Source organism: Sphingomonas sp. GW822-FHT03G08 (genome assembly GCF_058801135.1).
In genome coordinates, this window is record NZ_JBXAMZ010000002.1 from 660535 (window position 1) to 686300 (window position 25766).

The 25766-nt window shown below is 66.3% G+C and carries 32 protein-coding genes; 9 read left to right on the plus strand and 23 right to left on the minus strand.

Annotation, left to right across the window (positions count from 1 at the left end; translation table 11 throughout):
- The first annotated feature begins 11 nt into the window (after nt 1-11).
- Nucleotides 12-2732 carry a hypothetical protein gene (locus AC1RJ5_RS20390; RefSeq protein ID WP_493115393.1) on the plus strand — a complete coding sequence of 907 codons (2721 nt, stop codon included), beginning with the start codon at nt 12-14 and terminating at the stop codon, nt 2730-2732.
- 3 nt (nt 2733-2735) lie between these two features.
- Nucleotides 2736-3149: a flagellar basal body protein gene (locus AC1RJ5_RS20395; RefSeq protein ID WP_184168632.1), complete on the plus strand. Its 414-nt coding sequence runs from the start codon at nt 2736-2738 to the stop codon at nt 3147-3149.
- Between the two features lie 99 nt (nt 3150-3248).
- On the opposite strand, the gene AC1RJ5_RS20400 is transcribed toward AC1RJ5_RS20395, so the two are convergent.
- Genes AC1RJ5_RS20400 through AC1RJ5_RS20410 form a run of 3 tightly spaced genes read right to left on the minus strand, consistent with a single transcriptional unit; the run spans nt 3249 to nt 5059 of the window.
- Entirely contained in the window at nt 3249-3674 is a 426-nt protein-coding gene (locus AC1RJ5_RS20400) for a flagellar protein FlgN (RefSeq protein WP_269576134.1), read from the minus strand.
- Nucleotides 3675-3977, minus strand: coding sequence for a rod-binding protein (locus AC1RJ5_RS20405; protein ID WP_342249846.1), 303 nt, complete (start codon nt 3975-3977; stop codon nt 3675-3677). It lies immediately after the preceding gene.
- Complete coding sequence (locus tag AC1RJ5_RS20410; protein WP_269576133.1) at nt 3977-5059, minus strand: flagellar basal body P-ring protein FlgI; 1083 nt, start codon at nt 5057-5059, stop codon at nt 3977-3979. The genes AC1RJ5_RS20405 and AC1RJ5_RS20410 overlap by 1 nt, the downstream gene beginning before the upstream one ends.
- A gap of 101 nt (nt 5060-5160) precedes the next feature.
- Here AC1RJ5_RS20410 and AC1RJ5_RS20415 point away from each other — a divergent pair, with 101 nt between their 5' ends.
- The 3 genes from AC1RJ5_RS20415 (at nt 5161) to AC1RJ5_RS20425 (ending at nt 7532) form a co-directional block, all read left to right on the plus strand.
- The gene (locus tag AC1RJ5_RS20415) at nt 5161-5583 is read left to right on the plus strand and encodes a flagellar assembly protein FliX (protein WP_269576132.1); all 423 of its coding nucleotides are present in this window, start codon (nt 5161-5163) and stop codon (nt 5581-5583) included.
- A 184-nt stretch (nt 5584-5767) separates the two neighbouring features.
- Nucleotides 5768-6181 (plus strand): DUF2147 domain-containing protein, encoded by a 414-nt coding sequence (locus AC1RJ5_RS20420; RefSeq protein ID WP_184168628.1) that lies wholly within the window; start codon nt 5768-5770, stop codon nt 6179-6181.
- 49 nt (nt 6182-6230) lie between these two features.
- On the plus strand, nt 6231-7532 hold the full coding sequence (locus AC1RJ5_RS20425; protein WP_342249845.1) for an OmpP1/FadL family transporter: 1302 nt from the start codon (nt 6231-6233) through the stop codon (nt 7530-7532).
- Nucleotides 7533-7563: 31 nt separating this feature from the next.
- On the opposite strand, the gene flhB is transcribed toward AC1RJ5_RS20425, so the two are convergent.
- Genes flhB through flgC form a run of 5 tightly spaced genes read right to left on the minus strand, consistent with a single transcriptional unit; the run spans nt 7564 to nt 10398 of the window.
- Entirely contained in the window at nt 7564-8634 is a 1071-nt protein-coding gene (gene flhB, locus AC1RJ5_RS20430) for a flagellar biosynthesis protein FlhB (protein WP_493115397.1), read from the minus strand.
- Nucleotides 8634-9392 (minus strand): flagellar biosynthetic protein FliR, encoded by a 759-nt coding sequence (gene fliR, locus AC1RJ5_RS20435; protein WP_269576129.1) that lies wholly within the window; start codon nt 9390-9392, stop codon nt 8634-8636. Before fliR ends, flhB begins: the two co-directional genes overlap by 1 nt.
- Entirely contained in the window at nt 9389-9655 is a 267-nt protein-coding gene (locus AC1RJ5_RS20440; RefSeq protein ID WP_184168624.1) for a flagellar biosynthetic protein FliQ, read from the minus strand. The genes fliR and AC1RJ5_RS20440 overlap by 4 nt, the downstream gene beginning before the upstream one ends.
- A 5-nt stretch (nt 9656-9660) precedes the next feature.
- A complete protein-coding gene (gene fliE / locus AC1RJ5_RS20445; RefSeq protein WP_342249844.1) occupies nt 9661-9978 on the minus strand; it encodes a flagellar hook-basal body complex protein FliE in 318 nt (105 codons plus the stop codon).
- 12 nt (nt 9979-9990) lie between these two features.
- The gene (gene flgC / locus AC1RJ5_RS20450) at nt 9991-10398 is read right to left on the minus strand and encodes a flagellar basal body rod protein FlgC (protein ID WP_269576128.1); all 408 of its coding nucleotides are present in this window, start codon (nt 10396-10398) and stop codon (nt 9991-9993) included.
- A gap of 117 nt (nt 10399-10515) precedes the next feature.
- Between flgC and AC1RJ5_RS20455 the strand changes: the two genes are divergently transcribed.
- From AC1RJ5_RS20455 to AC1RJ5_RS20470, 4 genes are all read left to right on the plus strand, one after another.
- Nucleotides 10516-10752, plus strand: a complete 237-nt coding sequence (locus AC1RJ5_RS20455; protein ID WP_184168621.1) for a FliM/FliN family flagellar motor switch protein — start codon at nt 10516-10518, stop codon at nt 10750-10752.
- The gene (locus AC1RJ5_RS20460) at nt 10752-11342 is read left to right on the plus strand and encodes a FliO/MopB family protein (RefSeq protein ID WP_342249843.1); all 591 of its coding nucleotides are present in this window, start codon (nt 10752-10754) and stop codon (nt 11340-11342) included. Before AC1RJ5_RS20455 ends, AC1RJ5_RS20460 begins: the two co-directional genes overlap by 1 nt.
- A complete protein-coding gene (fliP, locus tag AC1RJ5_RS20465; RefSeq protein ID WP_342249842.1) occupies nt 11335-12069 on the plus strand; it encodes a flagellar type III secretion system pore protein FliP in 735 nt (244 codons plus the stop codon). The genes AC1RJ5_RS20460 and fliP overlap by 8 nt, the downstream gene beginning before the upstream one ends.
- A gap of 339 nt (nt 12070-12408) precedes the next feature.
- Nucleotides 12409-12744, plus strand: coding sequence for a hypothetical protein (locus AC1RJ5_RS20470; protein WP_342249841.1), 336 nt, complete (start codon nt 12409-12411; stop codon nt 12742-12744).
- 301 nt (nt 12745-13045) lie between these two features.
- Here the strand turns inward: AC1RJ5_RS20470 and AC1RJ5_RS20475 are convergent, their stop codons facing one another.
- From AC1RJ5_RS20475 to AC1RJ5_RS20545, 15 genes are all read right to left on the minus strand, one after another.
- A complete protein-coding gene (locus tag AC1RJ5_RS20475; protein ID WP_269576125.1) occupies nt 13046-13663 on the minus strand; it encodes a PilZ domain-containing protein in 618 nt (205 codons plus the stop codon).
- An 85-nt stretch (nt 13664-13748) separates the two neighbouring features.
- Entirely contained in the window at nt 13749-14201 is a 453-nt protein-coding gene (locus AC1RJ5_RS20480; RefSeq protein WP_184168616.1) for a hypothetical protein, read from the minus strand.
- Nucleotides 14202-14212: 11 nt separating this feature from the next.
- Nucleotides 14213-15067 (minus strand): flagellar motor protein MotB, encoded by an 855-nt coding sequence (locus tag AC1RJ5_RS20485; protein ID WP_269576123.1) that lies wholly within the window; start codon nt 15065-15067, stop codon nt 14213-14215.
- A gap of 2 nt (nt 15068-15069) precedes the next feature.
- Nucleotides 15070-15405 (minus strand): hypothetical protein, encoded by a 336-nt coding sequence (locus tag AC1RJ5_RS20490; protein ID WP_269576122.1) that lies wholly within the window; start codon nt 15403-15405, stop codon nt 15070-15072.
- Nucleotides 15405-15929, minus strand: a complete 525-nt coding sequence (locus AC1RJ5_RS20495; RefSeq protein WP_184168613.1) for a chemotaxis protein CheD — start codon at nt 15927-15929, stop codon at nt 15405-15407. Before AC1RJ5_RS20495 ends, AC1RJ5_RS20490 begins: the two co-directional genes overlap by 1 nt.
- A complete protein-coding gene (locus tag AC1RJ5_RS20500; RefSeq protein ID WP_184168612.1) occupies nt 15929-16318 on the minus strand; it encodes a response regulator in 390 nt (129 codons plus the stop codon). The genes AC1RJ5_RS20495 and AC1RJ5_RS20500 overlap by 1 nt, the downstream gene beginning before the upstream one ends.
- Nucleotides 16318-17355 carry a protein-glutamate methylesterase/protein-glutamine glutaminase gene (locus tag AC1RJ5_RS20505; RefSeq protein ID WP_493115404.1) on the minus strand — a complete coding sequence of 346 codons (1038 nt, stop codon included), beginning with the start codon at nt 17353-17355 and terminating at the stop codon, nt 16318-16320. Before AC1RJ5_RS20505 ends, AC1RJ5_RS20500 begins: the two co-directional genes overlap by 1 nt.
- A complete protein-coding gene (locus tag AC1RJ5_RS20510) occupies nt 17355-18233 on the minus strand; it encodes a CheR family methyltransferase (RefSeq protein WP_409372639.1) in 879 nt (292 codons plus the stop codon). The genes AC1RJ5_RS20505 and AC1RJ5_RS20510 overlap by 1 nt, the downstream gene beginning before the upstream one ends.
- On the minus strand, nt 18230-18727 hold the full coding sequence (locus tag AC1RJ5_RS20515) for a chemotaxis protein CheW (protein WP_184168610.1): 498 nt from the start codon (nt 18725-18727) through the stop codon (nt 18230-18232). The genes AC1RJ5_RS20510 and AC1RJ5_RS20515 overlap by 4 nt, the downstream gene beginning before the upstream one ends.
- Complete coding sequence (locus tag AC1RJ5_RS20520) at nt 18724-20907, minus strand: chemotaxis protein CheA (RefSeq protein ID WP_269576119.1); 2184 nt, start codon at nt 20905-20907, stop codon at nt 18724-18726. The genes AC1RJ5_RS20515 and AC1RJ5_RS20520 overlap by 4 nt, the downstream gene beginning before the upstream one ends.
- The gene (locus tag AC1RJ5_RS20525) at nt 20904-21269 is read right to left on the minus strand and encodes a response regulator (RefSeq protein ID WP_269576118.1); all 366 of its coding nucleotides are present in this window, start codon (nt 21267-21269) and stop codon (nt 20904-20906) included. The genes AC1RJ5_RS20520 and AC1RJ5_RS20525 overlap by 4 nt, the downstream gene beginning before the upstream one ends.
- Complete coding sequence (locus AC1RJ5_RS20530; protein WP_184168607.1) at nt 21266-21583, minus strand: STAS domain-containing protein; 318 nt, start codon at nt 21581-21583, stop codon at nt 21266-21268. Before AC1RJ5_RS20530 ends, AC1RJ5_RS20525 begins: the two co-directional genes overlap by 4 nt.
- Nucleotides 21558-22442: a flagellar motor stator protein MotA gene (gene motA, locus AC1RJ5_RS20535; RefSeq protein ID WP_269576117.1), complete on the minus strand. Its 885-nt coding sequence runs from the start codon at nt 22440-22442 to the stop codon at nt 21558-21560. The genes AC1RJ5_RS20530 and motA overlap by 26 nt, the downstream gene beginning before the upstream one ends.
- Before the next feature lie 81 nt (nt 22443-22523).
- The gene (locus tag AC1RJ5_RS20540) at nt 22524-23342 is read right to left on the minus strand and encodes a class I SAM-dependent methyltransferase (protein ID WP_269576116.1); all 819 of its coding nucleotides are present in this window, start codon (nt 23340-23342) and stop codon (nt 22524-22526) included.
- Nucleotides 23339-25735: an HAD family hydrolase gene (locus tag AC1RJ5_RS20545; protein WP_493115408.1), complete on the minus strand. Its 2397-nt coding sequence runs from the start codon at nt 25733-25735 to the stop codon at nt 23339-23341. The genes AC1RJ5_RS20540 and AC1RJ5_RS20545 overlap by 4 nt, the downstream gene beginning before the upstream one ends.
- Between the last annotated feature and the right edge of the window lie 31 nt (nt 25736-25766).

Here is a 25766-nt window from a genome sequence, read left to right on the forward strand (position 1 = left end):
CGAGTTCGACGATGACCTCGGCGGTGTCGGCGATCACCTATGACAGCAAGGCCGTGCGCGCTGCCAAGGCGCAGTTCACCACCGCGGCGACGATCGCGCCGTGGAAGAGCAGCAACGAGCTTCCGGTTAACGCCAGCCAGGTTGCGGCGATCACGGCGCTGCGCTCGATCATCACGCCGTCCACCACCGACGCCGGTGGTGCGTTCCTGCCAAAGGACGTGCAGACCAGCTTCACGGCCTATCAGGCGCTCGACAAGCTGCGCGTGCTGGCCGAGACGGCGAGCGCCAAGACCACGTCGGACGCCCAGCGCGCCAATCTCCAGAAGACTTTCCAGAAGGGGCTGGACGAACTCCAGACCTATCTCAGCACCGCGCCGTCCGATCTGGTGAAGCTCGCCTATGGCAAGCCCTCGTCGAGCGTCACGACGAACAAGCTCGTCTCCACCAATGTGTACGAGACCGAGGGCAAGGGCCTGGTCAAGACGCGTGCCGAGGCCATTCCGGGCCTGACCGGCAGCGAGCAGTTCTCGATCACGCTGAGCAAGCCCGGCGTCTCGGCGCAGACCGTCACCGTCGATCTGTCGCAGGGCACCCAGCCGCCGACGCTGGACTCGGTCGCGGCCCAGTTCAACGCCGCGATCCAGGCAATTCCCAATTTGAACACCGATGGCACGCCGCAGCTGGATGCCAACGGCAATACGGTGCCGCGCTGGAAGTCTACCTTCAAGGTAACCAACGAAAGCGGCAAATGGGGCTTCACGCTTTCGAATCCCACCGGCTTCGAACAGATCACCCTCGACCAGACCAACGCCAAGGACGCGCTGGTCGTCGCGACTGGCCAGACCGCGCTCGATGCACCGAGCTCGACCCAGCTCTTCCGCTTCGACGATCCTGCCGGTGACAATACCCGTACCGCCATGGGCACGATCCAGGCGCTCGATCGCCAGGCGACCGCGCAGAACGTCGCCGCCGGCAAGACCACGACGACCACTTCGACGACGACTGATCTCGACGGCAAGGTGAAGACCGTCAAGACGTCGACCAGCAACGTCTACGCCAATACCGATGCGGCCTCGGTCGTTACCGACGCGCAGGGCAACAGCTACATCGTCGGCACCACCAAGGGCGACCTTGGCGCCAACCTGTCTGATGGCGACAGCAACCTGTTCCTCACCAAGGTGGACGGCGCGGGCAATGTCGTGTGGCAGCGGAGCCTGGGCGCGACTGGTTCGTCGACCGGCGCCGCTGTCAGCCTCGGCCCAGATGGCAGCATCGTCGTCGCGGGCACCGTCACCGGCAGCTTTGGCGGCGCTTCCACCGATGGCGACATGGTCGTTGCGAAATATGCCGCGAACGGCGACGAGAAATTCTCCACCGTGGTTCGCTCGGGCGGCACCGATGTCGCCAAGGCCGTCGCGGTCGGCGCGGACGGCTCCATCTATATCGGCGGCCGCATCGCATCGGGCAATGACGGCTTCGTCGCCCGGATCGACACCAGCGGCAAGATCGCCGAGCGTCGTACCATTACCGGTGCCGGCAGCGACAGCGTCAATGCGCTCGCGGTCGACAATGACGGCAACGTCCTCGCGCTCGTCTCACATGACGGCAATGCCGAACTGCTCAAGATGCAGGGAGGGGCGCTCGCCACCGATCTCGGCAGCCTCAGCCTCGGCACCGCCGATGCACGCGTGCTCGCTGTCGCCGATGACGGCACGATCGGCGTGGGCGGTGCGACCTCCGGCGCGCTTTCGGGCACCCAGGTGAATTCGATCAGCGGCGGTCGTGATGGTTTCGTTACGCGGATCGACGCCAATCTGTCGAACGCCAGCACCACCTATATCGGCTCCTCGGCGGACGACCAAGTCGACAGCATCGCCTTCATGAACGGCGATCTCTATGCCGGCGGCCGCACCACTGGCGATCTCGCTGCGACGCGGCGGGGACCCACCGATGGCTTCGTCACACGTGTCGACGGCTCGACTGGCGCAGTCGAGAATACCACTCAATTCGGCCAGGCATTGCTGCGTACCGAGCCGGTCCGCGTATCGGCCGATAGCGGCGGCGCCAGCGCGGTCTCGGCGCTCGGCTATGGCCGCGGCACGATCAACGCGATCGCGTCGAACAAGGTGACCACCCAGACCGGCCTGAAGGCGGGCGACTATTTCTCGTTCAAGGCCGATGACGGCTCGGTCCGCAAGCTCACCATCCTCGCCGACGACACGCTCCAGTCGATCGCCACGCGCATGCAGGGCATGCTCGGCGCGTCCAAGGCGACCGTCACCGCCACCGCGGTCGATGGCGTCCAGCAGCTGCGCATCACCATGAAGCCGGGACATCAGCTGCAATTGCTGGCCGGCACCGGCGACAGCGATGCGCTCGCCAAGCTCGGCATGGAGCCGCAACGGATCTCGACCCAGGCGGCGGTCTCGAGCAGCGCGCCCAAGGTCCGTCCGGGCGGCAGCTTCGGCCTCGACCTGGGCGAGGGGCTCAACCTGAGCAACCTCGACATGGCCAAGGTCGCGCTCGGCAAGATCAAGGACGCGATCTCGATGACGCAGACCGCCTATCGCTCGCTCTATTGGGACGATTCCAAGAGCAACATCATCAACGGCACCAAGCGCAATTCCGCGACGGGCACCGAGAGCACCGCGATCGTGAATGCCCAGCTCGCAAACTATCAGGCGGCACTCGATCGCCTGAACAGCTCCACTCCTTCTTCATACGGGTTCTGATCCATGGACATGCCTCCGATTCTTGCCGGCATCCGCCGCCAGATGGACAACCTCTCCGATCGCCAGCGCGTGATCGCCCAGAACATCGCCAACAGCGAGACCCCGGGCTTCAAGGCGCGCACCGTCGAGGACGCCGATTTCTCCGATCTGGTCGGCAACAGCACGGGCGGCATCCGGGTCGCCAAGCCGCGCGTCGAGCTGACCGCCGGCATGAAGGGCCTGGGCGCGATCCAGCCGGCCGGCGCGGGCATCGTGCTCGACAAGGACATCAGCGAGACCAAGCCCGACGGCAACAACGTCACGCTCGAAGACCAGCTGCTCAAGCTCGGTCAGGTCCAGGCCGACTTCACCGCGATGACCAACCTCTACCGCAAGCAGATCAGCATGTTGAAAACCGCTGTGGGCAAGGGCGGCTAAGCGCTTCCTTCGGTTGTAGAATGCAAAAAGGCCCGCGAGCGATCGCGGGCCTTTTTTGTTAGCCCTCTCCCGATTGCGGGAGAGGGCTTTAGGAGAGATTTACAGCCGCGCGTTGATCGAGATCGGCGCCGGGGCCTCGCTCGAGGCCAGGCCGCCGCCTGCGCCATAGGTCATGTTGCGGGTGCCGGTCAGGCGCTGGGCCTCGGCGGCGATCGCGCCCATCATGTCGGTCGACAGCTCGATCTGGCGCTTGAGGATTTGCTGGTTGACGGTGGAGGCGTCACGCAGGCCGCGGCTCGCCTCGGCCAGCCGCTCGCGCTCTTCCGGAGCGAGCCGCTCGGCCCAATTGTCCGGCGCTTCGCGCTTCATCCGCGCCACTTCGGCTTCGATCCGGCCGGTCAGGCGCAGCTTGACCGCGGCGATCTCGGGCATCTCGGGGAAATAGGGCGCCCGGGACAGCTGCTCGCTTTCCTCTTCCATGATGTGGGTGAGGGACACCATTGCGTCGATGAGCTGCTCGGTCACTTACTTATTTCCCCCCTGAAGCTTGATGATCTGGTCGAGTACGACCGGCGCGAGGCCGATGCCGCCGCGTTCGGCGATCGAATTGCCGAGCTTTTCCGCCATGATGCCACGGAACATCTCCTCGCCGTGGCCGCCGGAGAACTCGCCATCGCCCTGCTGGACGCTTTCGAGCATCAGCTGGGTCATCTGGCCGAGGAACACCGCTTCGAAATTCTTGGCGGTCTCGCGGTTCTTGGCGTCGAGCTTGGGATTGTTCGTGCTGGTCGGGACCTGCTGCCCCGGCACATTGGTCACGTTCTGCATCACTGTACCTCGATGTCGGCCTGGAGGGCGCCGGCGGTCTTGATCGCCTGGAGGATGGTGATCAGGTCGCGCGGGGATACGCCCAGCGTGTTGAGCCCGCTCACCAGCGTCTGCAGGCTGGCGCCGTCGATCAGCGCCAGGCTGGCGCCGTTGCCGTCGTCCACCTGCACATTGGTGCGCGGCACCACGGTGGTCTGGCCGTTCGAAAGCGGTGCCGGCTGCGAGACCTGCGGGCTCTCGGTGACGGTGATGGTCAGGCCGCCCTGGGCGATCGCCACCGGCGTGATCCGCACATCGGCGTTCATCACCACGGTGCCCGATGCCTCGTTGATGACGACGCGGGCCGGCTGATCGACCTTGACCGCAAGCTCGCCGATGCGGGTGACCAGGTCGATCACGTTGCCGACGAAGTTCGGGCCCGGGGTGAGCTGCACGGTCGCGGGGTCGAGCACGGTGGCGCTGCCCGGATATTTGGCGTTGATCGCCGCGGCGATGCGATCGGCGGTGGCGAAGTCCGGGTTCTTGAGCGCCAGCTTGAGGCCGGTGGCCGACTGGAGCGAATAGGGGACTTCGCGCTCGATGATCGCGCCGCCGGCGATGCGGGCGGAGGTGGTCACGCCGCGGCTGACGCTGGCGGCGGCACCCTGGCCCTTGAAGCCCGAGACCGCGACATTGCCCTGGGCGACGGCATAGATCTCGCCGTCGAGGCCGCGCAGCGAGGAGACGATCAGCGTCCCGCCCTGCAGGCTGGTCGCGTCGCCAAGGGCGGAGACCTGTACGTCGATATGCGAGCCGTTGCGCGCGAAGGGCGGCATCGTCGCGGTGATCGAGACGGCGGCGACGTTCTGCGTCTTCATCTCGGTGCCGCGGATGTTCACGCCCATGCGCTCGAGCATGGCCTGCATCGATTCCTCGGTGAACGGCGTGTTGCGCAGGCGATCGCCGGTGCCGGCCAGGCCGACGACCAGGCCATAGCCCACGAGCTGGTTGTCGCGAACGTTCTCGACGTTGACGACGTCCTTGATCCGCGTCTGGGCCATTGCGGCCGGTGCGATGGCCGTGCTCAGCAGCAGGGCGATCATGGGAGCGGCGTAGCGCAGCATATAACCCCTGGGAGTGGAAAATTTCCGATAATTCTCTTATAGGATAGAGGTAGGCAAAAAGTGCCGAAGGACGAGATTTCGTGCGTATCGAGAACCTCCAGGGACCCATGCTGCAAAGCCTGCTGGCTGCGCTGCCCAAGGTCGCGTCCGGCTTCTCGGTGAAAGAAGGCGAGGCGCCCGCCGCGCCTGCGCCCGTGCCGCAGGGGACCAACGCCGCGCAGGCGCTCAATCCCTCGGTCGCGATGCTCGTCACGCTTGCCGCCGCCGATCCCGCGATCGAGCGCCGCCGCAAGCAGGCAGTCGATGCCCAGCGCGGTGTCGACATGCTCGATCAGCTCCACCGCGAGCTGGTCGCCGGCGTGGTCAGCCCGGCGAAGCTCCAGGCGATCGTCGAATGGTCCGAGACCTTCGAGCACAGCGACGATCCTGCTTTGGCGGCCATCCTGTCCGATATCGAGCTGCGCGTGCGAGTCGAACTGGCCAAACTCGATCTTCAGGCCTGATTTCACGCCCGGATTTACCCTACGGCATCAGCGACTTTTCAGTTTCAAATCCGAACGCATTTGCATACCCGGTTTTTGGAACCTAGGGAGGCGACAACGGTTTCGCGTTCGAAAGGGCGAGATCGTTTCACCCGTGACCGGCCGTGAGAGCCCGGCATGGAGACCCCTCGAGGAGAGTATGCCTATGTTGGCTTTGCTTATGGGGCTCGCCGTCGCAGCGGCCCCGGCACCCCAGTCCGGCGACGCAGTCGTCGGCCGCTGGAAGACCCCCGTGCACAATGGAATCGTCGAGATCGCGCGCTGCGGCACGTCGATCTGTGGCAAGATCGTCTCGTCCGACAAGCTGCGCACCAATCCGAACCTGGCCGATGCCCAGAACAGCGACAAGGCGCTGCGCAACCGGCGGCTGATGAACCTGCAGATCCTGTCGGGCTTCAAGCAGCAGGGCGCCGGCTGGTATGGCGGCAAGATCTACAATGCCGAGGACGGCAAGACCTATAGCGCCGAAGTGACGATGACCGGCAACGACCAGCTCAACCTGCGCGGCTGCGTATTCAAGCCCTTCTGCCGTACCCAGACCTGGACCCGCGTCCGCTGAGACGCGTTTCCCAGTTTCCGTTCAGTACTGCGTATCAAGGATTACCCGAATGTCCCCCTACAAGGTTTCGCTTGCCACCGGCGGTGCGCTGTTCGCGCTGATCGGCTTCTCTCAGGCTGCCAACGCCCAGGCCTTCTACCTCCAGGAACAGTCCGCGCGCGCCGCCGGCCGCGCCTTCTCCGGTGAGGCCGCCGACACCGGCTCGGCTTCGATCTGGTGGAATCCCGCTTCGATCGGCGGCATCGAGAATGGCGATGGCACCATCTCCGCTTCCGTCATCCTGCCGCGCGGCGAAGTCGTCGACAGCGGCACGCTGATCGTCCGTCCGGGCCAGCCGGCCGCGCCGGTCGGCGGCAACGGCATCACCCGCAATCCGATCAACAACGGCGTGCTGCCGTCGGGCGCGATCGCCGTGCCGCTCAACGATCGCATCGCGCTCGGCGTGTCGATCACCTCGCCCTACAGCTTCACTACCGATTATCCGTCGGACAGCTGGGCGCGCTACAGCGCCGACAAGACCAAGCTGCGCACCATCGACATCCAGCCGAGCATCGGCGTGGCGGTGACCGACTGGCTGCGCGTCGGCGCCGGCCTCAACATCGAGTACACCGATGCCAGCCTGAGCAACGCGCTGCCCAACCTCGCCGCGACGCTGCCGGACGGCCGCCAGGAGCTGAAGGGCGACGGCTGGGACTTCGGCTGGACCGCCGGCGTGCAACTCCACTCGAGCCGCTTCACCCTGGGCCTCAGCTACAAGTCGGCGATCGAGCATACGCTGAAGGGTGACCTCACCGTCTCCGGGCTGGTCGGCCCGCTCGCGACGTCGAACCGGGCGCTCTCGGGCATCGAGGCGAAGTTCTACACGCCGTCCCAGGCGATTGCCGGCGCGCGCTTCGCGGCGACCGACAAGCTGACCCTCAACGCGCAGGTCATCCGCTATGGCTGGGACAAGTTCGACGCGATCCGCCTCGGTGCGCCGGTCAATGCCGCGCTCCCCGAGAATTATCGCACCAGCTGGAGCTATGCCGGCGGCGTCGACTATGCCGTGTCGCCCAAGGTGACGCTGCGTGCCGGCGTCCAGCGCGCGACCACGCCGACCCAGGATACCGAGCGTGACGCCCGCGTGCCGGATTCGGATCGCTGGAACTTCGGCCTGGGCGGCAGCTATGCGGCGAGCAAGAAGCTCTCGTTCGATCTCGCGGCCAACTATGTCAGCTTCGCCGACGCGCCGATCGACCGCGTGACCGCGGCCTATGCCGGCACCGCCGCGCAGACGCCGATCCTCACCGATGGCGAACTGCGCAACGCCAGCGCCGTGGTGCTGACCGCGGGTGCACGCCTGAAGTTCTGACGGACTTTGAACGATCGCGGGGAAGTGGCGCTCAGGCGCGCTTCTTCGCGATCTTCAGCACATAGCTGATGACTTCCGCCACGGCGGCATAGTGCTCGACCGGGATCGGGTGATCGAGCTCGGCATTGGCATAGAGTGCGCGGGCGAGGGGGCGGTTCTCGACCAGCGGGATGTTGTTCTCGGTCGCGATCTCGCGGATCTTGAGCGCGATGGCATCGACGCCCTTGGCGACCACTACCGGTGCCGCCATCTGGCCGTGATCGTACTGCAGCGCGACGGCGTAGTGGGTCGGGTTGGTGATCACCACGCTCGCCTTGGGCACGTTCTGCATCATGCGGTTGCGCGAGCGCTGCATCTGGATCTGGCGGATCTTCGCCTTGATGTGCGGATCGCCTTCGCTCTGCTTATGCTCGTCCTTGATCTCCTGGAGGCTCATGCGCATCCGCTTCAGGAACGCGCGGCGCTGCCAGACGAAATCGAACAAAGCGAGCGCCCCAACCAGCATCGCGATCGGGCGCAGCATCGAATAGACGATGCCATGCGTCGCGCTGCCCACTTGCTGCAGGTCCGCGCCGACCATCGAGTCGACGGTGGCGGCATGCGGCCATGCCAGATATGCCGCCACACCGCCGACCAGGCAGAGCTTGGCGACGGTCTTGGCATATTCGACCAGCGCCTGCTTGCCGAACATCCGCTTGGCGCCGCTCGCCGGATTGAGCTTCGACCATTTGGGCTTGACCCGGCTCCAGCTGATCATGGGCCGCCCCTGGAGGATGCCGCCGAGCAGCGCGATCGCGAACAGCGTGCCGAGCACCGGCATCAGCGCGGTCGCGGTGGCGCTCATCACGCCGGTCGCGAAGTCCTCGGCGCCCTGTGGCTCCATCCGGAAATCGTCGGCGCTGCCCCATAGCCGCACGAACAGATTGCCCATCAGCTGCATGGTATAGGTGCCGAGCCCGCCCATGACGACGAGCATGCCGATGAAGATCGCGGCATGCTTCATCTCGGGGGCCATCGGCACGTCGCCCTTCTCGCGGGCGTCCTCCAGCTTCTTGTCTGTAGGGTCGTGTGTCTTGTCGTCCTGGTCCGTATCGCCCGACATCACCAGCCTCCCTGCATCGCATCGCCCATCGCGCGGGCGAAGAAGGTGAGCATGGTGCCGAGCGTGGCTGCGGCCAGGCTGATGCCGAGCAGCAGGTTGAGCGGCTGGGCGATGAAGAAGACCTGGATCGCCGGGGCGACGCGCGCGGCGAGGCCGAGGGCTACGTTGAAGACGATGCCGTAGATGAGGAGGGGCGCGGCCAGGCTGAGGCCGAGCGTCATCGAACGGGTGATCGCCTCGACCGCGAGCATCGCGAAGTCATGCGCGGGCGGCAGACCGCCGACCGGGAAGCTCTGATAGCTGTGGACGATCGCGCCGAGCCAGAGGTGGTGGACCTGCATGCCCATGCAGACCAGCGCCGCCGCCATGGCGACGAACTTGGAGAGCATCGGCGCGCTGCCGCTCTGCGCGGGATCGAAGATCACCGCGGAGGACAGGCCGATCTGGGTGGAGATGATCGATCCCGCCATGGAGACCGAGAAGAACAGGATCTTGACGATCATGCCCATGGCCAGGCCGGTCATCAGCTCGGCGACGAGCACGGCGGGCAGGGCGGCGCCGGCCTCGACCGCGACGCGGGCAGGGGCGCCGACCAGGCCGTACATGGTGGCCGAAAGCCCGAAGGCGATCATCAGCCGGATGCGGCCCGGGATGGCATCGTCGCCGAACACCGGGAGCAGCATCAGCACCGCGCCCACGCGGGCGAAGACGATGAAGAAGGCCGAGGCCTGCAGGGCAAGATCGGGGGGCAGGGTCATCCGCCGGTCACGATCATGCCGCTGATCTTGGTCATGAAGTCACTCAGCGCCGCGCCGATCGTCGGGAGCATCAACAGCAGCACCAGTCCCATCGCCAGCAGCTTTGGGACGAAGGTGAGCGTCGTTTCCTGGATCTGCGTCAGCGCCTGGAGCAGGCCGATGACGGTGCCCACGATCAGCGAGGTCAGCAGCAGCGGACCCGCGATGGTGAGCACCAGCATCAGCGCACTCTGCGCCAGCGCAAGGACCTGCGACGGCAGCATCGCGGTTAGATCTGCATCCGCATGATATCGGAATAGGCGTTCACCACGCGGTCGCGCACGGCGACCATGGTGTCGAGCGCGGTCTCGGCGGCGCCGATGGCGGTGACGACGTCGATCAGGTCGCCCTTGCCGGCAACCTGCTGGGCCGACGCCTTCTCGGCGGTGCGCAGCTGGTCGGCGGTGCCGGTGACCATGTCCTCGACCATTGCGCCGAAGCCGCCGGCACTGCCGCCGGTCTTGATCGGGTCGGTCTTGCTGTTGGTACCGCCAAGGCCTGCGACGCGGCTATAGGCCGACATCGCATCAAGTGCTCCGATGGACATTCCGGGTATCCTTTACTTGAGGAGATCGATGGTGCGCATCGTCAGGCTCTTCGCGGCCTCGATGGCATTGAGATTGGCTTCGTAGCTGCGCTGCGCAGCCTTCATGTCGGCGGTCTCGATCAGGCCGTTGACGTTGGGCTTGAGGACATAGCCGTCCTTGTCCGCGGCCGGGTGGCCCGGCTGATAGACCTTGGTGAAATCGGACTTGTCGTTCTCGATCGACTTGACCTTCACGCCCATGCCGCCGGTCGAGCGATCGACTTCGGCCTTGAAGCTGGCGACGCGGCGGCGATAGGGATCGCCGCCCGGGGTGTCCGAAACCGAGTCCTGGTTCGCCAGATTTTCCGCGATCACGCGCATGCGCAGCGACTGCGCGCGCAGGCCCGAGGCGGAGATGCCGAGCGAGGTCTTGAGGTCCATGATCGTCCTTCCAGACAGCCCCCGATGGGCCGTTTCCTCCATTGTAGGCAAAAATTGCCGGGCCGGGCGCCGAGCGCGGAAAAAAGGTTCCTATAAGTCATCCAGAAAGGAACACGCATGTCAGTGCTCGACGGAATTATGGTCGATATGTCGATCGTGCTGGGCTCGGCCAATGTGCCGATCCGCCAGGTCCTGCAGATGAGCCGTGGCGCGATGATCCCGCTGGAAAGCAGCCAGGATGATCCCTCGCTCGTATATGTGAATGACGAACTCGTCGCGAAGGGCGTCGTCCTGGTCGACGGCGAAGTGATGTCGCTCGAGATCACCGAGCTCGTGAAGAAGCAGCGCCACTGATGGATATCCTGTCGATGCTGCGCACCATCGGTGCGCTCGGAATGGTGCTCGGCATGCTCGCCGGCGCGCTGTGGTTCGTGAAGCGCTATGACGTGAAGCTGCCCGGCCGCGTGAGCAGCTCGCGCCGCAAGCGTATCGAGATCGTCGAGCGGCTGTCGGTCGACGGCAAGCGCTCGGTCGCGCTGATCCGCCGTGACGGGATGGAGCATCTCGTGATGTTCGGCCCCGAGGGCCAGTCGACGATCGAGACCGGCATCGCCGCGCCCGAGCCGGCCGAGCCGGAAGTCGCCGCGGAGCCGGTGCCGGCCGCCAACCTGGCCGAGGATCTCGCCGCGTTGCGCGGCAACTTCGCCAAGCTGGTCGATCGTGTCGAGCTGCCCAAGCTTCCCGAGATTTCGAAGCTGATCGAGCTACCCAAGTCGATCGAGCTGCCGAAGCGCCCGGCCAAGCGCACTGCCGCCAAGGTGGCCTCGCCCACGGTAGTTGCAGCCTGCACGCCGTCGGCCCAGCGTCCGCCCAAGCGCGTCCGCGAGCCGCGCAACACCACGCGGTGGAACCGCGCAGCGGTCCGGGCCGCGATCGATGCATAAGATCCTCGCGGCGGCGGTCGCCGCCCTGATCTTCATGCCGGCTGAGGCGTATGCCCAGTCCAAGGGCACGACGATCAACATCGGCGGCGCTGACGGCGCGCTCTCGGCCAAGGCGATCCAGCTGGTGCTGATGCTGACGGTGCTCAGCCTGGCCCCGGGCCTGCTGATGACCGTCACCAGCTTCACCCGCATGGTGGTCGCGCTTTCGCTGCTGCGCACCGGTATCGGCGCGCCCGGCGTGCCGCCCAACCCTGTGATCATCAGCCTGGCGCTGTTCCTCAGCTTCTTCGTCATGGCCCCCACCTTCAACAAGGCGTGGGAGCAGGGCGTCGATCCCTACACCAAGGGCCAGATCACCGAGCAGGTCGCGTTCGAGCGCACCGCGGAGCCCTTCAAGAAGTTCATGCTCAGCCAGGTGCGCGACGGCGACCTCAAGCTGTTCGCCGATCTGGGCGGCAAGCCGATCCAGAACCGGGCCGAGACCCCGCTGACGACGCTGGCGCCGGCCTTCATGATCTCCGAGCTGCGCCGCGCCTTCGAGATCGGTTTCCTTCTGCTGCTGCCGTTCCTGGTCATCGACCTGGCGGTGTCGGCGGTGCTGATGGCGATGGGCATGATGATGCTCCCGCCACCAACGATATCCCTGCCGATGAAGATCATCTTCTTCGTGCTGGTGGATGGCTGGGCGCTGGTCGCCGGGTCGCTGGTCAAAAGCTTCGCCACATAGCGAAGCGGCCGAGTGTTCAGGGAAGAAAGGGCGGGTGCCGGGGGGCGCCCGCCCTTTTTGCTTCGGGGGGCGGAGGGTTGTTCAATCAATCCTCCCCCGGAGGGGGAGGGGGGCAGCGAAGCTGGTGGAGGGGTATTCTCCACGGGCTATGTCGCTTGAGGCGCGCTCCCCTCCACCACCAGCTCCGCTGGCGGTCCCCCTCGCACTCCGGGGGAGGATTGCGGTGCCGTATATCTGTGCCGCCGATAGCTAACGCATCGAAGATATGCTTCACTCCGCAGATGACGCGTCGGAAAGGCTGCACCATCGCGCTCGTCGCCCTGGCGATGCTGCTGGCCTATGGCGCCGTTGCTGCTCTCGCATCTCCCCTGGCCCGTATCCGATCCGGCAAGGCTGGCGGCGATCCGCGGCGAAGCCCGAGCGCTGATCGCAAGATATCCGGCCAGGCCGCCGGAATATTATGCTTCCATCCCGGAGAGCCAATGGCCCGCTGCCATTGCGGGCCTCCATCCCGATCGGGTCATCGTGCACGAATGGGGCGTCGATATCCTGATCAAGCCCTTTTTCGATGGCGGCTGGGGATATCATGTCGGTGCCGGCAAGCGGGCGTTGCCGATGCTCGAGGGCTGTTATTCCGAGCTCAGCCACGAGGTCTTCTGGCACGGCCCCTGCTGAGCGAGGCCGTGGTTCCGTCCCGTCCTTGCAATGTGGGATTTCGCCTGGTCGTCTGGTCCGGCCCGTCCGCTCGCTGGCCGCTCTGTCATTCTGTTGGAAAATAGGATCACGCTGCCGCAAGAATATTGCGAAATCGGACGCGTCTCCGGGAAAATAGGGAAGATAGCGAGGGCGAAAACCCGCTCTTGGCCTGTACTTTGTGTACTTCCGCGAGTCGGAGCGCACCCGGTGTTGGAACGCAAAAAGAGGCGCCCGTGCCACGGCGCGGACGCCCCAGTCTGCGTTAAGATCGTAAAATCGTTCAGCTATGCGCTGCGGGGCTGTCCAGCCAGGCCGAGAGTTCGGTGTAGGAAATCGGATCGTGGAAGGCGATGCCCGCGAATTCCTCGTTGCTCCAGCGCGTGGTGCAGCGGCGCGTGGGCAGGCCGGGGATCATCAGGATCACTTCGCTGTCGACGCGCAGCGTGCGCTGCAGGCGGAGGCAGGCGCCGCCCTGGGACAGGTCGGCAACGATCACGTCGATCGAGCGGCCGAGCGAGCTGATCCGCGCCGGCACGTCGGCGGTGAAGCGCGGCGAGCGCGGGCGCGCTGCGGTGGCTTCGGCTTGGGGCTTGCCTAGGATCGCGTTGACGTCGGCGGGTGCGTCGAAGCGGACGCCGGCACGGCTGCCCTTGGTCCACGCGATCGCGCCGCTCAGCTGGGCGCCACCGCGCAGCTCGACGCTGATCTTCATGGCCGGCAGCAGGGACGCGATCGTGTCGATCTGCATGCCATGCTCGGAGATATTCCGTACGCGGCAAAGCTGGCCGGGATTTCCCTCATGGCTCAGCTTGCCGACGAGCAGGGTGGCCACGGCACGTGGTGCGCGCTCGACCCAGTCGTCGCGATCCTCGAATGCGCTGGCGGGGATGGCTTCCACTTTGTCCTCGGCTGGTTGCGGGTTCTTCCTATTTTATAGGGTGGGCGACGGCGGAGGCGGGCCCATATCCTACAAAATACGTAGTTTACGCAGGAGTAGCCTGAGTGATCGCGACCTTGCGGACGACGCCGGCGCCGAACGCTTCGGGGGCCGATGCTTCCACTACCTTGCGGAACTGGTCGAGGCTGGGCAGCAGCCCGTCCTTGCCCGCTGCCATCGGCGTCTTGAAGGTGCGCATGTTGATGGCGTGGAGCAGCAGCGGCAGCCGCGCGGTCACCTCGGACGACTTGTCCTCCGGCACCTCGAGGTTGAACTGGAACTGGACATAGCCGGTCAGGCGGCCGTCATCGGCCGAGACAAGCGGTGCGAGCAGCTTGTCGACGGGCACGAACGCCGTCTTGACTTCCTCTGCAGCTGCCGGAGCCGAAGCGGCCTGGGCGGGGCGGGGCCCCAGCACCAGCAGGGTGCCGAATGCAGCAGCGCCCCCCAGGCCAAGCCCGGAGAGCAGCACGACGATCAGGAACAGGATCTTCTTCATGGCGCCGATACTCAGAACTTGAAGCTGCTGTCGGTCGGCAGCGACGAAGCTTCCGCCTTCAGGACGATGGTGATCCGCCGGTTCTCCGGTCGATCGGGCTGGTCCGGGAACACCGGCCGGGTGCCGCCCATGGCGACGACCTCTGCAAAGCGGTCCGCTGTCATGCCCGATGCGATCATCGCCTGGCGCGCGGCGAGCGCGCGGGCGCCCGAAAGCTGCCAGTTGGCGTCGCTCTGGCCGCCGCCTGAGGCATCGGTATGTCCCTCGATCGCGATCTGGCCACCCGACTGGGCGAGCTTGGCCGCGGTCTTGGCGAGCAGCGAACGGGCGAACGGATTGAGCTCGGCAGTGCCGGCGCGGAACATCGACTGCTTGTCGGTGTCCATCAGCGTGATGCGCATGCCGTCGCGGTCGGGCTGGATCGCCACGCTCTTGCGGCCCTGGTCCTGCGGCACGGAATCGAGCGCGACCTGCAGCTCGCTGGCGAGGACGCGCATCGAGGTGTCGGGCACATTGGCGGTGCCGCCGCGCGCCGCGCCGCTGGTCGCGGCCTCGGTGGTTGGCGTGCCATTGGCGCGGCTGCTGTCGTTCGACGAACGGCGCGCCTGGCCGCCGGCACCTTCCGACGTTCCCATCACGGGAGTCGACGGCGCGGTGTCTGACACGGTCGGCGAGAAATAGGCGGCGAGGCCCTTCAGGCGCTGCTTGTCCGGATTGGCGATCAGCCATAGCAGCATGAAGAACGCCATCATCGCGGTCACGAAGTCGGCATATGCGACCTTCCAGGCGCCGCCATGGTGACCCCCGGCGACCTTCTTGACCCGCTTGATGATGATCGGACGATCATTGCCGCCATAAGCTGGCATGGTCAGGCGCTCCGAAGCGCGTCGCGCATGCGCTGCTGCACGGCGCCGAGGCGGATATGGCCGATCGCGGTGAGCGAGTCCTCGCCCCCGGCAATCCGCTCGAGCAGGTTCACGCACTCATCGGCATGCTGGATGAGATAGTCGAAGTCCTGCAGCTGCTCGAGGTACGAGGCCGCGAAATGCTCGTCGCATACGAGCACTTCCGCCAGTGCCTCGAGCTTCACCCGCATCTCGCGGATCTCGTTCGCCACCACGGTGTGGAGCGTCGACGAGAAGGGGTCGAAGCCGGAGATCGCCTGCGAACCGGAGAGCTGTGAGGGGATGGGCATGCAGGACATCAGAACAGCTCCAAATCGCCACCGGAAACCGGGGCTTGAACGGGGACCAGCGGGCGCTCGGGCACGCGGTCCGTAACCTTGACGCAGCGGCTGCGGCCCTCATGCGGCAGGAACTCGATCTTGCGCGCGCTCGTTCCCCCCAGGTCCGCATGCGCCACCTGGATGCCTTCGGTTTCCATGAAGCGGCGCGCGAACGACGCGTTCGAGGAGCCGATCGAGCCCAGTCCGGAGACGATGTTGGCACCCCCGTATAGATGCGCCATCAGCCGGCCGCGCACCGCGCCCTTCTGCATCATCCCGTTGATGACCACTTCCATGGCATGCACGCCGTAGCGCGCCATCTCGGCGGCACCCACGCGCTGGTCCGCGCTGGGCTCGCCGAGCAGGAAGTGGTTCATGCCCCCGACCCGGGCGACCGGATCGAACAGACAGGCCGCGACGCAGCTGCCGAGCAGGGTGGAAACGACCACCCCCGGCTCGGCGACCACGGCATGCTCGCCCTGAACAATGGCGAGCCGGCGCATCAGGTGAGCTCGCCGAAGACGCGCTCGATCTTCTCCTTCAGCGCGGCGGGCGCGAAGGGCTTCACGACATAGTTGTTCACACCCAGGGCCGCGGCCTTCTGGACGATCTCCTTGTCCGACGAGCCGGTGAGCATGATGAACACCGTCTTGCCGATCACCGCATCGGTGCGGACCGCTTCCAGGAACTGGAGGCCGTCCATTTCCGGCATGTTAAAATCGGAGATGATCAGGTGCACGCGGTCGGCCTTGACCGAGGCCAGGGCTTCCTGGGCACTCGGCTTGTCGCGCACGTCCTTGAACCCGAGATCCTGCAGAGCGCGACGGATCATCGCGCGCATGCTGGTCTGGTCATCGACCACCATCACCTTGATCGCTGCAGCAGCAGGCATCAGACGCTCCCAATCTTTTCGCGGCAGGCCTTGAGGATCGCCTCAGGCATGCCAGACAAACCAACTTCATGTTCCACCGCACCCAGCTCCTTGGCTGACCGCGGCATCCCCCAGACCACGCAAGTTTCCTTGCTCTGGCCCAGCGTACGAGCACCTGCCTGGCGCATGGCCAGCATTCCTTGCGCACCATCCGAACCCATGCCGGTAAGGATCACGCCGACCGCGGCGGCGCCCAGCGGCGCGACCGAGTGGAACAGCGTGTCCACCGAAGGCCGGTGGCCGGAGACCGGATCGCCATCGCGCAGCTTGATATGGCCGCGAATGCCTCCGCGCAGCTCCATGTGGCGCTGCCCTCCAGGAGCAATATAGACGGTTCCAGGCAGCACCGGTGCGCCGTCCGTAGCTTCCACGACATTGACCCTGCATTCGCCGTTCAGCCGCTCCGCAAAGTTGCGGGTGAACGCGGCCGGCATGTGCTGAACGATCAGCACCGGCGGACAGTTTTCCGGCAGTGCCGGCAGCAGCGAGAACAGCGCCTCGACACCGCCGGTGGACGAACCGAGCGCGATGATCCGGTCCCCGACCGCGCCGGCGGCGAGGGTCGGCTGGGCGGGCAGGCGCTGCGGGCCGGCGCGGGCGACCGAACGGGCGGCGGCCTTCACCTTCTCGCAGAGCAGCACCGCGTCGCGCTCGATATCTTCGGGCGTGCCGCTGGGCTTGGTGACATAGTCGACCGCGCCCAGGCGGAGCGCCTCGATCGTCACTTCGGCGCCGCGCGCGGTCAGCGTCGAGCACATCACCACCGGCATCGGCCGGAGGCGCATGATGCGCTCGAGGAACGACAGCCCGTCCATCCCCGGCATCTCGACGTCGAGCGTCAGCACATCGGGGTTGAGCTGCTTGATCATCTCCCGCGCCGCGAACGGCTCAGGCGCCATGCCGACGACCTCGATTGCCGGGTCCGCGGCAAGCATGCGCTTGAGCGTCGCGCGCATCGAGGCGCTGTCATCGACGATAAGCGTACGTACCGGTGCCATCAGTGCACCTCCGGCTTCTGATAGATGGTGTGACCGCACGAGCGCATGTGGCGCGCCGCCGGCCCGATCAGCCGTTCCGAGTGACCGATATAGAGGTGCGCGCCGGGAGCCAGCTGGTTGACGAAACCCGCCTCCAGCTCTTCCTTCGCGGGATCCCCGAAATAGATCATCACGTTACGGCAGAAGATCACGTCATAGGCGGCCTTGAGCGGCCAGGGCTCGAACAGGTTGAGCACCTTGGCCGTCACCAGCGCGCGTGCCTCGTCGGCCATCTGGTAGCCGCCCTGCACGGGCTTCATCCAGGTGGAGCGATAAGGCTCGGGCACCGCCTCGGCGACGTTGTCGGCATAGAAGCCGCGACGTACCGATTCCACCACGTGGGGAGCGATGTCGGTGGCGAGCAGCCGGACGTCCGCGTTGCGCAGCCAGGTGGCCGACGTGCGGTCCGGGCCCAGCAGGCACATGGCGATCGTATAGACTTCCTCGCCCGACGAGCATCCCGCCGACCAGATCCGGATCGGGCCCTGCTTGCGCTTGAGCACCGGCAGGACGTGTTCGCGGAAATGATCGAAGTGATGCGGCTCGCGGAAGAAATGCGTGTGGTTCGTGGTCAGCGCCACCACCATCGCATGGCGTTCCACCGGGTCGCTCTGCACGAGCGCGACATAGTCGGAGAACTTGGCCAGGCCGTGCTCGCGCAGCCGGCGCCCCAGGCGCGACTGGACGAGCGTGGTCTTCGCCTCGCTCAGCGCGATGCGCGCATCCTCGTGCATGATGGCGGCGATGGCGGCGAAATCGCGGGGCGTGAGCTCCGCATTCGCCGCCGCCATGCCCACCCCGACGCCGGCAGGCGCCAGGGCGCCCCCGGCGGCGGTCACGCTGCGAGATCCAGGTGCTTGGTCAGGCTCAGCGCGTCGAGGTCGAGCAGCAGCACCATGGTGCCCTTCTCGTCCCGGGTGCCGTCCTTCTGGCGCGTGGCGATGCGCACCAGGCCCGCGATCACGGTCGGCTCGATCGTCTCGACCTCGGGGGCCGGCTGGATCTCGGTCTCGCCGATGGCGACGATGTCGTTGACTTCGTCGACCAGGAAGCCGGCCTGCTTGCCCGCGATGTTGACGACCAGCACGCAGGAGCGGGCGTGGATCACGCTCGGCTCCCAGCCCAGGCGCTCGGCGAGGCCGACCACCGGGATCACGTTGCCGCGCAGGTTGGTCACGCCCTTGATGAAGCCCGGGACGTTGGGGAGCGGGGTCGGCTCGTCCCATTCACGGATTTCGATCAGCGCGCGCATGTCGATCCCGAAGGTCTGCTGGGCGAGCGAGAAGGTAACGATCTTGCGGTCGGTACCGGCGTTGTCGTTGGTCGTGGTCATGCTGCCAGTCCTTTCGGGGTATAGCGGTTGGTGGAGGCGACGAGCGCCTCAATATCGAGGATGAGTGCGATCGAGCCGTCACCAAGGATGGTGGCGCCGCCCAGGCCGCGGATCGGGTGGAGATTCTGGTCGAGGCTCTTGATGACGACCTCGCGGCGGTCATCGATCGTGTCGACGACGAGGCCGACCTTGCCCGAACCTTCGCTCTCGACGATCACGACGAGGCTGTCCTCGACCGCGCGGTCGTCGTTCAGCCCGAAGATCTCGGTCGTGCGCTTCACCGGCACATATTCGCCGCGCATGTCGATCACTTCGCTGTCCGGCGCGGTGCGCTTGACCTGGCCCGGCTCGGGCTGGACCGTCTCGAGCACATGCGCGAGCGGCAGCACGAAGCGCTGGCCGGCGAGGCGGACGATCATGCCGTCCAGGATCGCCAGGGTGAGCGGCAGGATCATGGTGAAGGTGGTGCCTTCACCCGGAACCGAGTGGATCTCGATGCGGCCGCCAAGCGCTTCCACGTTCGAGCGGACCACGTCCATGCCCACGCCGCGACCCGAGATGTTCGAGATCGTCTCCGCGGTGGAGAAGCCGGGAGCGCAGATCAGCTGATCGATCTCTTCGTTCGACAGCTGCGCATCGGCGGGGATGATGCCCTTTTCGATGGCCTTGGCCTTGACCCGCTCGCGATTGATGCCGCGGCCATTGTCCGAGACCCGCACGAAGATGCGCGCGCCCTTCTGCTCGGCCGAGAGCTTGATCGTACCCTCAGGCGACTTGCCCGCGGCGATGCGCTCCTCGGCGCTTTCCAGGCCATGGTCCGCGGCGTTGCGGATCATGTGGGTCAGCGGATCGCCGATCTTCTCGATCACGCCCTTGTCGACTTCGGTCGTCTCGCCGGTGGTCTCGAGGTTGATCGTCTTGCCGGTCTCGACCGAGAGGTCGCGCAGCATGCGCGGCACGCGGCTGAAGGCCTGCTTGATCGGCTGGGCGCGCAGCGACATGACATTGTCCTGGATCTGGCGCGTCAGGCGGGCCAGTTCCGGGAGTTCCACGCGCTGGCGATCGGCCGGCGAGAGCCGGTCGGCCAGGATCGAGTTGCGGATCACCAGCTCGCCGACCAGGTTGAGCAGCAGGTCGAGCTTGCCCAGGTCGACGCGGATCGTCTGCTGCGCATCGCTGTTCGCCTTGGGGGCGATGGCGGGCGTATCGACGCTGCCGACGGCCGGCGAGGCCGCGGCGATCGTCTCGACGACGCGCTGCATCTCGGCGGCGAAGTCCTCGACGCCGGCGGTCACCGGCACGAAGCCGAACTCGTCCGCGGCGGCAACCTCGACTACCGGCGCGGTGGCCGGGGCAGCGTTCTCGTCACGGCGGACCTCTACGATCGAATCCGGTGCGACGAAGTCGAAGCAGTCGTTGATGTCGCTCTCGCTCACTTCGCCCGGAACGCGCAGCGTCCAGGTGAAATAGGCGTCCTCGGGATCGAGGTCGCGCAGCGGCGGCACCGTCGAGGTATCGACCGCGACGATCTCGGCGCCGAGCGCTTCGAGTTCGCGGACGATCAGCAGCGGCTCGCCGGCATTGGCCAGCGCGGCGCGCGAGGGCTTGAAGGTGACGATCCACGGTGCGTCCGCGGCCGGAGCCTCGGCGGGGGCGTCGAAATCGTCAAGCGACACGGCCATCGGCACGAAGCCGAACTCGTCCGCCTCGTCGGCGGCAGCCGGCGCGGCCGGAGTCTCCACCGCCGCCGGTATGGGGGCGGTGGAGTTGGCCACGGGCGCGCCGTCATCGGCGCCCTTGTTCTCAAGAACCTGCTCGAGCGCGGCGAGCGCGGCCTGGTCGGCCGGGCGGGGCGCCAGGCCCTTGGCGGATTCGACATGGTCGGTCAGGATGTCGAAGGCGCTCAGCATCACCTTGACCACGCCGGGGCTTGGCGGGATCTTGCCGCCGCGCACTTCGTCGAGGACGTTCTCGAACTTGTGCGCGAAGGCGGTGAGGTCAGCATGGCCGAACGCGCCGGCGCCGCCCTTGATCGAGTGGACCGCGCGGAACACGCCCGCGATGGTTTCGGCCGAGACGTCGCCGGCCTGCATGGCCGAAAGGCCCTGCTCGGCGGTCACCAGACCTTCGGCGCATTCTTCGAAGAAGATCGCCTGGATTTCGTCGAGTTCGTCGCTCACGGGCACACGCGGCGGATGGCCGCCCCCAGCTTGGTGGCTTCGAACGGCTTGGTGATCCAGCCGGTGGCGCCGGCCGAGCGGGCGCGGGCCTTCTTCTCGTCCGAGAATTCGGTCGACAGCACGAGGATCGGGGTGCCGCGGAACTCGGCGACGCCGCGCACCGCCTCGATCAGCTCGAAACCGTCCATCTTCGGCATGTTGATGTCGGTGATGAGAAGGTCGGGCTTCACTTCGTGCATGCGCTCGAGGCCGTGCTCGCCGTCATTGGCGCTTTCGATGCGAAAGCCCTGGGCGGTCAGCGACGTCTTGAGCAGCATGCGCATGCTCGCCGAATCATCGACGGTAAGGATCAACTTGCTCACAGAACGTCTCCGGTCTCGAGGCCGATCGCCGCTGCCAGCTGGCTGCGGTTCACGCGATCGACGAATGCGGGGCTAGGGTTGGCGATGCGGAATTCCTGGCCGCCCGCAGCAGCTTCGGCGCGCGCGGCGACGAGGAGCTGGAGGACGGCCTGGCCGACGCTCTCGACTTCCGACGCATCGATTTCGATCGCGTCGTCGAGGTCTGCGGCGAGCACGAGGCGCACGCGCAGGTCTTCGGCCGTAACGGTGGTGCCATGGGCGGGGAGGCGCAGCGCGCGCTCCTCGGCATCAGGCAGCTGCTGGGACTGGTCCATTCTTGGCCTCGTCAAGTGCGGTTTCGAGTTGCTGGAAGGTCGGCGCGTAGGCCGACGGCGTCATGCGGCGAGCAATTTCAATGGCCACCTGAACCGGCTGGTTCTGGGCATAGGCGACGATTGCCGTCTTCACGATCTGGAAGGGCTTGCAGTCGGCATCGATCGTCTCGAGCAGCTTGGAGGCGAGCGGGCCCACCACGCAGTAGCTGAGCAGAACGCCGAGGAAGGTGCCGACGAGCGCGCCGCCGATCATCGAGCCGAGGATCTCGGTCGGCTGGTCGATCGAGCCCATGGTCTTGATGACGCCGAGCACGGCGGCGACGATGCCGATCGCGGGCAGGCCGTCGGCCATGATCTGGAGCGCGTGCTGCGGGCCGGCCTCTTCGTGGTGATGCTTCTCGATGTCCGCGTCCATCGCGGCCTCGATCTGATGCGGGTCCTCGAAGTTGACCGTCATCATGCGGAGATAGTCGCAGACGAACTCGATCAGGTGATGGTCCTTGAGCAGGCGCGGATAGGGCGTGAAGAGGTTGCTCTCCTCAGGCTTGTCCAGGTGCGGCTCGAGTGCCGTGGCGCCACCCTTCTTGAAGGTGGAGAGCACGGTGAACATCAGGGTGAGCAGGTCCTTATAGTCCTGCGCCTTCCACTTGCTGCCCTTGAAGGCACGCATGATGCCCTTGCCGGCGTTCTTCACGGTCGACATCGAGTTGGCGACGATGAACGCGCCGATCGATGCGCCTGCGATAGCCATCATCTCGTGCGGCAATGCGTGCGCGATGATCTCGAACTTGCCGCCCGAGATCACGAAGCTGCCGAATACGCAGACGAGAATGATGATGAATCCGATGCCGTTGAGCATGGCGGTTCGCCCAATGTCCCTGTTGTTTCCAGAATTATAGGAAGGTTTTGCCGGGGCAGGGTCGCCGCCGCGGCAAATTGGTTAAGCGGCCTCGGCGGCGCGGTCCTGCCAGTCGATGACGGCCAGGTAGTTGCGCAGGCGGTTCGCCTCGAGCGAAGCCAGCAGCTTGTTGTTGTGCCAGGGCATGATCATCTCGGCGAGCGCCGGCGCCCAGGGGGCGGAGGACTCGAAGAGCACGCCCAGGCCGAACACCGCGGGCACATGCGCCCAGGCGAGCTGGCGGTCGTCGGTGCGGGCTTCGTCGAGGAAATCCTCTACCGCGGTCAGCACGCCGTTGCGCGGGCCGCCCTCGTGCAGTGCCCAGGCGAAGCTGCCGGCGCCGCGGAAGCCGCGATTGGGGGTGCAGGCCGCGCTGCCGAGCGCCACGCCGCCCTCGAAGCTGTAGGGGTGGCGGTGTTCCTCGGGGATGCGGTCGGGTGCGTAATAGCAGTCGCGCCGGGCGCAGGGCCAGGAGACGTCGTGCATCAGCGCGAAAAGCGGCTTGCCGTCGCGGCGCGCCAGCCGGTCGGCGATGCGCAGCTCCTCGATCACGGTGTAGTAGTTGTGGTCGCCGTCGATCACCCAGGCGTCGATGTCCGCGAGCTCGGGCATCGCGTCATGGCTCGGCTTGGCGATGTGGCGCACCTCGGGGGTCTGGTTGACCCAGTCGATGAACTCCTGCTTCGGCGCCGGATCGATGCTGGTCAGGCTACCTCCGGTCGCGCGGGCATAGGCGGCGAGCTGCTGCGAGGTGCCGCCGAACTCGGCGCCGACCTCGGCAATGTTGCGGGCACCGGCGATGTGCAGCGCTTGGAGGATGATGTCCGAGAATTCGGACATGGAGTGGATCAGCAGAGTCATGCGACGGCTCCCATGAGCGTGGTGGTGGCGGGCGCGGGCGCGGCGGGCGCGCGCGCGGCAATCGGGCGGAATGCGATGGCGAGCATCATCGGCCGGTCGCCCTGGCGGGGCGGCGGCGGCACCATCATGAAGGAGAACTCGTTCTCGCAGCGGAAGAGGTGCGGCGCGACCTGATCCATGCCTTCGAGCGAGGGCAGGGCATCGATCTCGCCGGTGCCGTGCTGGATCTTGTCGCTCAGGAAGGTTTCGACCGGCATGAACACCGCGCTCTCCACCTGGACATAGTCGTAGAGCTGGCCGAACTGGACGCCCACCGAGAAGCGGCTGTCGCCGATCGGGATGGGAGCCAGGTAATAGCCGTCATGCGTCGGCGTGGCGGTCACGTTGCCGGTCGAGACCTGGTTGCCGTCGGCGACGATCAGCGGGAGCGAAATCGAGTTGTCGACGAAATCCTGGTACTTGAGCGGCATCGCGAAGCGGCGCTGGGCGAGCAGGCTCAGCTTGAGCGCCAGCCCTTCGCCGTGCAGCTCGGCTGGCAGGTACATGCGCTCGGCGCCCTTCATGTAGAACAGGCCGCGCTGGCGCAGGCCCTTCTTCGCGATGGCCGGGTCGAACAGCGAGACGGTGTTGTCCACGCCCAGGTTGATGTCGTGCTCGAACTCGCCGAGTACCGCCAGCTCGGACCCGAGCGGCACATACATCAGCCGGCCGAGGACGGCCGCGGCAGCACGGCGCCACATGACCGTCTCGTGCGCCGGCGCGACCGCGCGGATGATCGCCTTGCCTTCGTCGCGAACGAAACGCAGGCAGCCTTCCTGCACCCGGTCGCGTACCGCCGACTGGCGCGACTTGATCGAGTTGCCGCGGCGGATGGCGGTGCCATCCTTCTCGTAATCGACAACCGAGCCCTGGGCCGCGGTGCATAGCTGCTCGAGCACGGCGACATTGGCGCACAGCGATTCCAGTGCCGCGCAGTCATAGTCGTCGTGGCCGATAAAGCCCTTCTTATCCAGGCCGCTGCGCGACTGCTCGCGCAGCAGCAGGTAACGGCCGGCGACCTTCACGCCGAGCGCGGCGGCAAGCAGGCTGTCGATATCGTTCTGGACCGAGCCGTTATAGCCCAGGTCGACCAGCATCAGCGTGTCGCCCTTGGCCGGGTTCACTTCCTTGCGGACATGGGCGACCAGCCGCTCGGCAAAGGCACGCGAAGTGGCGATGATGCGGCGCATGCGCTGCGGCTCCTGTACCGCCCGCATGAATGGCAGGGGGCGGCTGTTCTCCTTGAGCAGCTTGGCGGCTTCGGGGGCCGGCAGCAGCAGCTGCTGCGCAACCGCGCGCAGATCGCTCAGGATTTCGCGCTGGACATAATGCTCGACCTCTTCCGCGGTGCGCAGCGAGGCGGCGGTGGCGGTGAAGCGGCTGATCTCGACGGCGTGGCCGGTGCGGCCGCGTGCCTCATGCACCAGCTGCGGCAGATAGCCGTCGCGCATCAGGAACACGGCATGGACGGTGCCGCCATTCTGCGCCTGCAGCGCGGCAGCTTCCTCTTCCAGCCAGCGGTCGAAGCCGAGCAGTGCCGGCCCGAGCGTGGTGTAGCCGAGCACCTCGGCCGTGTCGCTCATCTGCGGCTCGTTCGCCGCGATCGTCGCGCGATGCGGCTGATGGGTGATCGCCAAGCCCGCTTCGGTCGCATGGAAGATGTTGCTGATCGCGCTCTCCAGCCGGATGCGCTGCTCGGTGCCTTCGGTGAACTGCTTGAGGTGCAGTGTATTGACGCCGAAGGGCGCGACGCCGTCGACGTCGGCCTTCTTGTTGTCGCCGATGTGCAGGATTTTCTCGGGCGCAATCTTCAGTGCCTTGAGCACCGGCTCGTACAGGCCTTCGCTCTTCGCCTTGCCGTAGTGCGACGAACAGAAGATGCGGCCGATCAGGCCGGCGACTTCCTCGCCCGCCGCGGCGGCGATCAGCCCGCGCAGCTGCTTTTCGTCGAGATAGGTGTCGGAGACGATGATCGTCTCGATGCCGCGAGCCTTGGCAGCGCGCATCAGCTCGACAGTGGGCTCGAACGCGAAGCAGTGGCGCGCCTCGGCGTCGAGCTCATCCTGCACTGCGGCGCGGCGCTCGGCGGTGCTCGCCTTGGGCATCAGCTCGGCGTAGATTTCGTCGATATGGACTTCATTGCGGCGGTGGCTGACGGCGGCGTTGTTACGCGCGGTCTGCTCGGCCCAGCCGCGCTGGAGCAGATTGGCTTCGCCCAGCGCGCCGAACAGGTCGCGCGGGGCATGCACGTCGCGCCACAGGAGCGTGTCGAAGCAGTCGAGCGACAACAGGGTCACGCCCGGATAGGCGTCCAGTGCCGACGGCAGCGCGTGCGGAAGGATAGCGTTGGCCAATGATTTTCCCCGGATGCGCGCCCGAAATCGG

Excerpts from the sequence above, each read along its gene's own strand:
- AC1RJ5_RS20390 (WP_493115393.1), top strand. The coding sequence starts at position 12 with ATGACCTCGGCGGTGTCGGCGATCACCTATGACAGCAAGGCCGTGCGC.
- AC1RJ5_RS20395 (WP_184168632.1), top strand. The coding sequence starts at position 2,736 with ATGGACATGCCTCCGATTCTTGCCGGCATCCGCCGCCAGATGGACAAC.
- AC1RJ5_RS20405 (WP_342249846.1), bottom strand. The coding sequence starts at position 3,977 with ATGCAGAACGTGACCAATGTGCCGGGGCAGCAGGTCCCGACCAGCACG.
- AC1RJ5_RS20410 (WP_269576133.1), bottom strand. The coding sequence starts at position 5,059 with ATGATCGCCCTGCTGCTGAGCACGGCCATCGCACCGGCCGCAATGGCC.
- AC1RJ5_RS20420 (WP_184168628.1), top strand. The coding sequence starts at position 5,768 with ATGTTGGCTTTGCTTATGGGGCTCGCCGTCGCAGCGGCCCCGGCACCC.
- AC1RJ5_RS20425 (WP_342249845.1), top strand. The coding sequence starts at position 6,231 with ATGTCCCCCTACAAGGTTTCGCTTGCCACCGGCGGTGCGCTGTTCGCG.
- flhB (WP_493115397.1), bottom strand. The coding sequence starts at position 8,634 with ATGTCGGGCGATACGGACCAGGACGACAAGACACACGACCCTACAGAC.
- fliR (WP_269576129.1), bottom strand. The coding sequence starts at position 9,392 with ATGACCCTGCCCCCCGATCTTGCCCTGCAGGCCTCGGCCTTCTTCATC.
- AC1RJ5_RS20440 (WP_184168624.1), bottom strand. The coding sequence starts at position 9,655 with ATGCTGCCGTCGCAGGTCCTTGCGCTGGCGCAGAGTGCGCTGATGCTG.
- fliE (WP_342249844.1), bottom strand. The coding sequence starts at position 9,978 with ATGTCCATCGGAGCACTTGATGCGATGTCGGCCTATAGCCGCGTCGCA.
- flgC (WP_269576128.1), bottom strand. The coding sequence starts at position 10,398 with ATGGACCTCAAGACCTCGCTCGGCATCTCCGCCTCGGGCCTGCGCGCG.
- AC1RJ5_RS20455 (WP_184168621.1), top strand. The coding sequence starts at position 10,516 with ATGTCAGTGCTCGACGGAATTATGGTCGATATGTCGATCGTGCTGGGC.
- AC1RJ5_RS20460 (WP_342249843.1), top strand. The coding sequence starts at position 10,752 with ATGGATATCCTGTCGATGCTGCGCACCATCGGTGCGCTCGGAATGGTG.
- fliP (WP_342249842.1), top strand. The coding sequence starts at position 11,335 with ATGCATAAGATCCTCGCGGCGGCGGTCGCCGCCCTGATCTTCATGCCG.
- AC1RJ5_RS20470 (WP_342249841.1), top strand. The coding sequence starts at position 12,409 with ATGGCGCCGTTGCTGCTCTCGCATCTCCCCTGGCCCGTATCCGATCCG.
- AC1RJ5_RS20480 (WP_184168616.1), bottom strand. The coding sequence starts at position 14,201 with ATGAAGAAGATCCTGTTCCTGATCGTCGTGCTGCTCTCCGGGCTTGGC.
- AC1RJ5_RS20485 (WP_269576123.1), bottom strand. The coding sequence starts at position 15,067 with ATGCCAGCTTATGGCGGCAATGATCGTCCGATCATCATCAAGCGGGTC.
- AC1RJ5_RS20490 (WP_269576122.1), bottom strand. The coding sequence starts at position 15,405 with ATGTCCTGCATGCCCATCCCCTCACAGCTCTCCGGTTCGCAGGCGATC.
- AC1RJ5_RS20495 (WP_184168613.1), bottom strand. The coding sequence starts at position 15,929 with ATGCGCCGGCTCGCCATTGTTCAGGGCGAGCATGCCGTGGTCGCCGAG.
- AC1RJ5_RS20500 (WP_184168612.1), bottom strand. The coding sequence starts at position 16,318 with ATGCCTGCTGCTGCAGCGATCAAGGTGATGGTGGTCGATGACCAGACC.
- AC1RJ5_RS20505 (WP_493115404.1), bottom strand. The coding sequence starts at position 17,355 with ATGGCACCGGTACGTACGCTTATCGTCGATGACAGCGCCTCGATGCGC.
- AC1RJ5_RS20515 (WP_184168610.1), bottom strand. The coding sequence starts at position 18,727 with ATGACCACGACCAACGACAACGCCGGTACCGACCGCAAGATCGTTACC.
- AC1RJ5_RS20530 (WP_184168607.1), bottom strand. The coding sequence starts at position 21,583 with ATGGACCAGTCCCAGCAGCTGCCTGATGCCGAGGAGCGCGCGCTGCGC.
- motA (WP_269576117.1), bottom strand. The coding sequence starts at position 22,442 with ATGCTCAACGGCATCGGATTCATCATCATTCTCGTCTGCGTATTCGGC.
- AC1RJ5_RS20540 (WP_269576116.1), bottom strand. The coding sequence starts at position 23,342 with ATGACTCTGCTGATCCACTCCATGTCCGAATTCTCGGACATCATCCTC.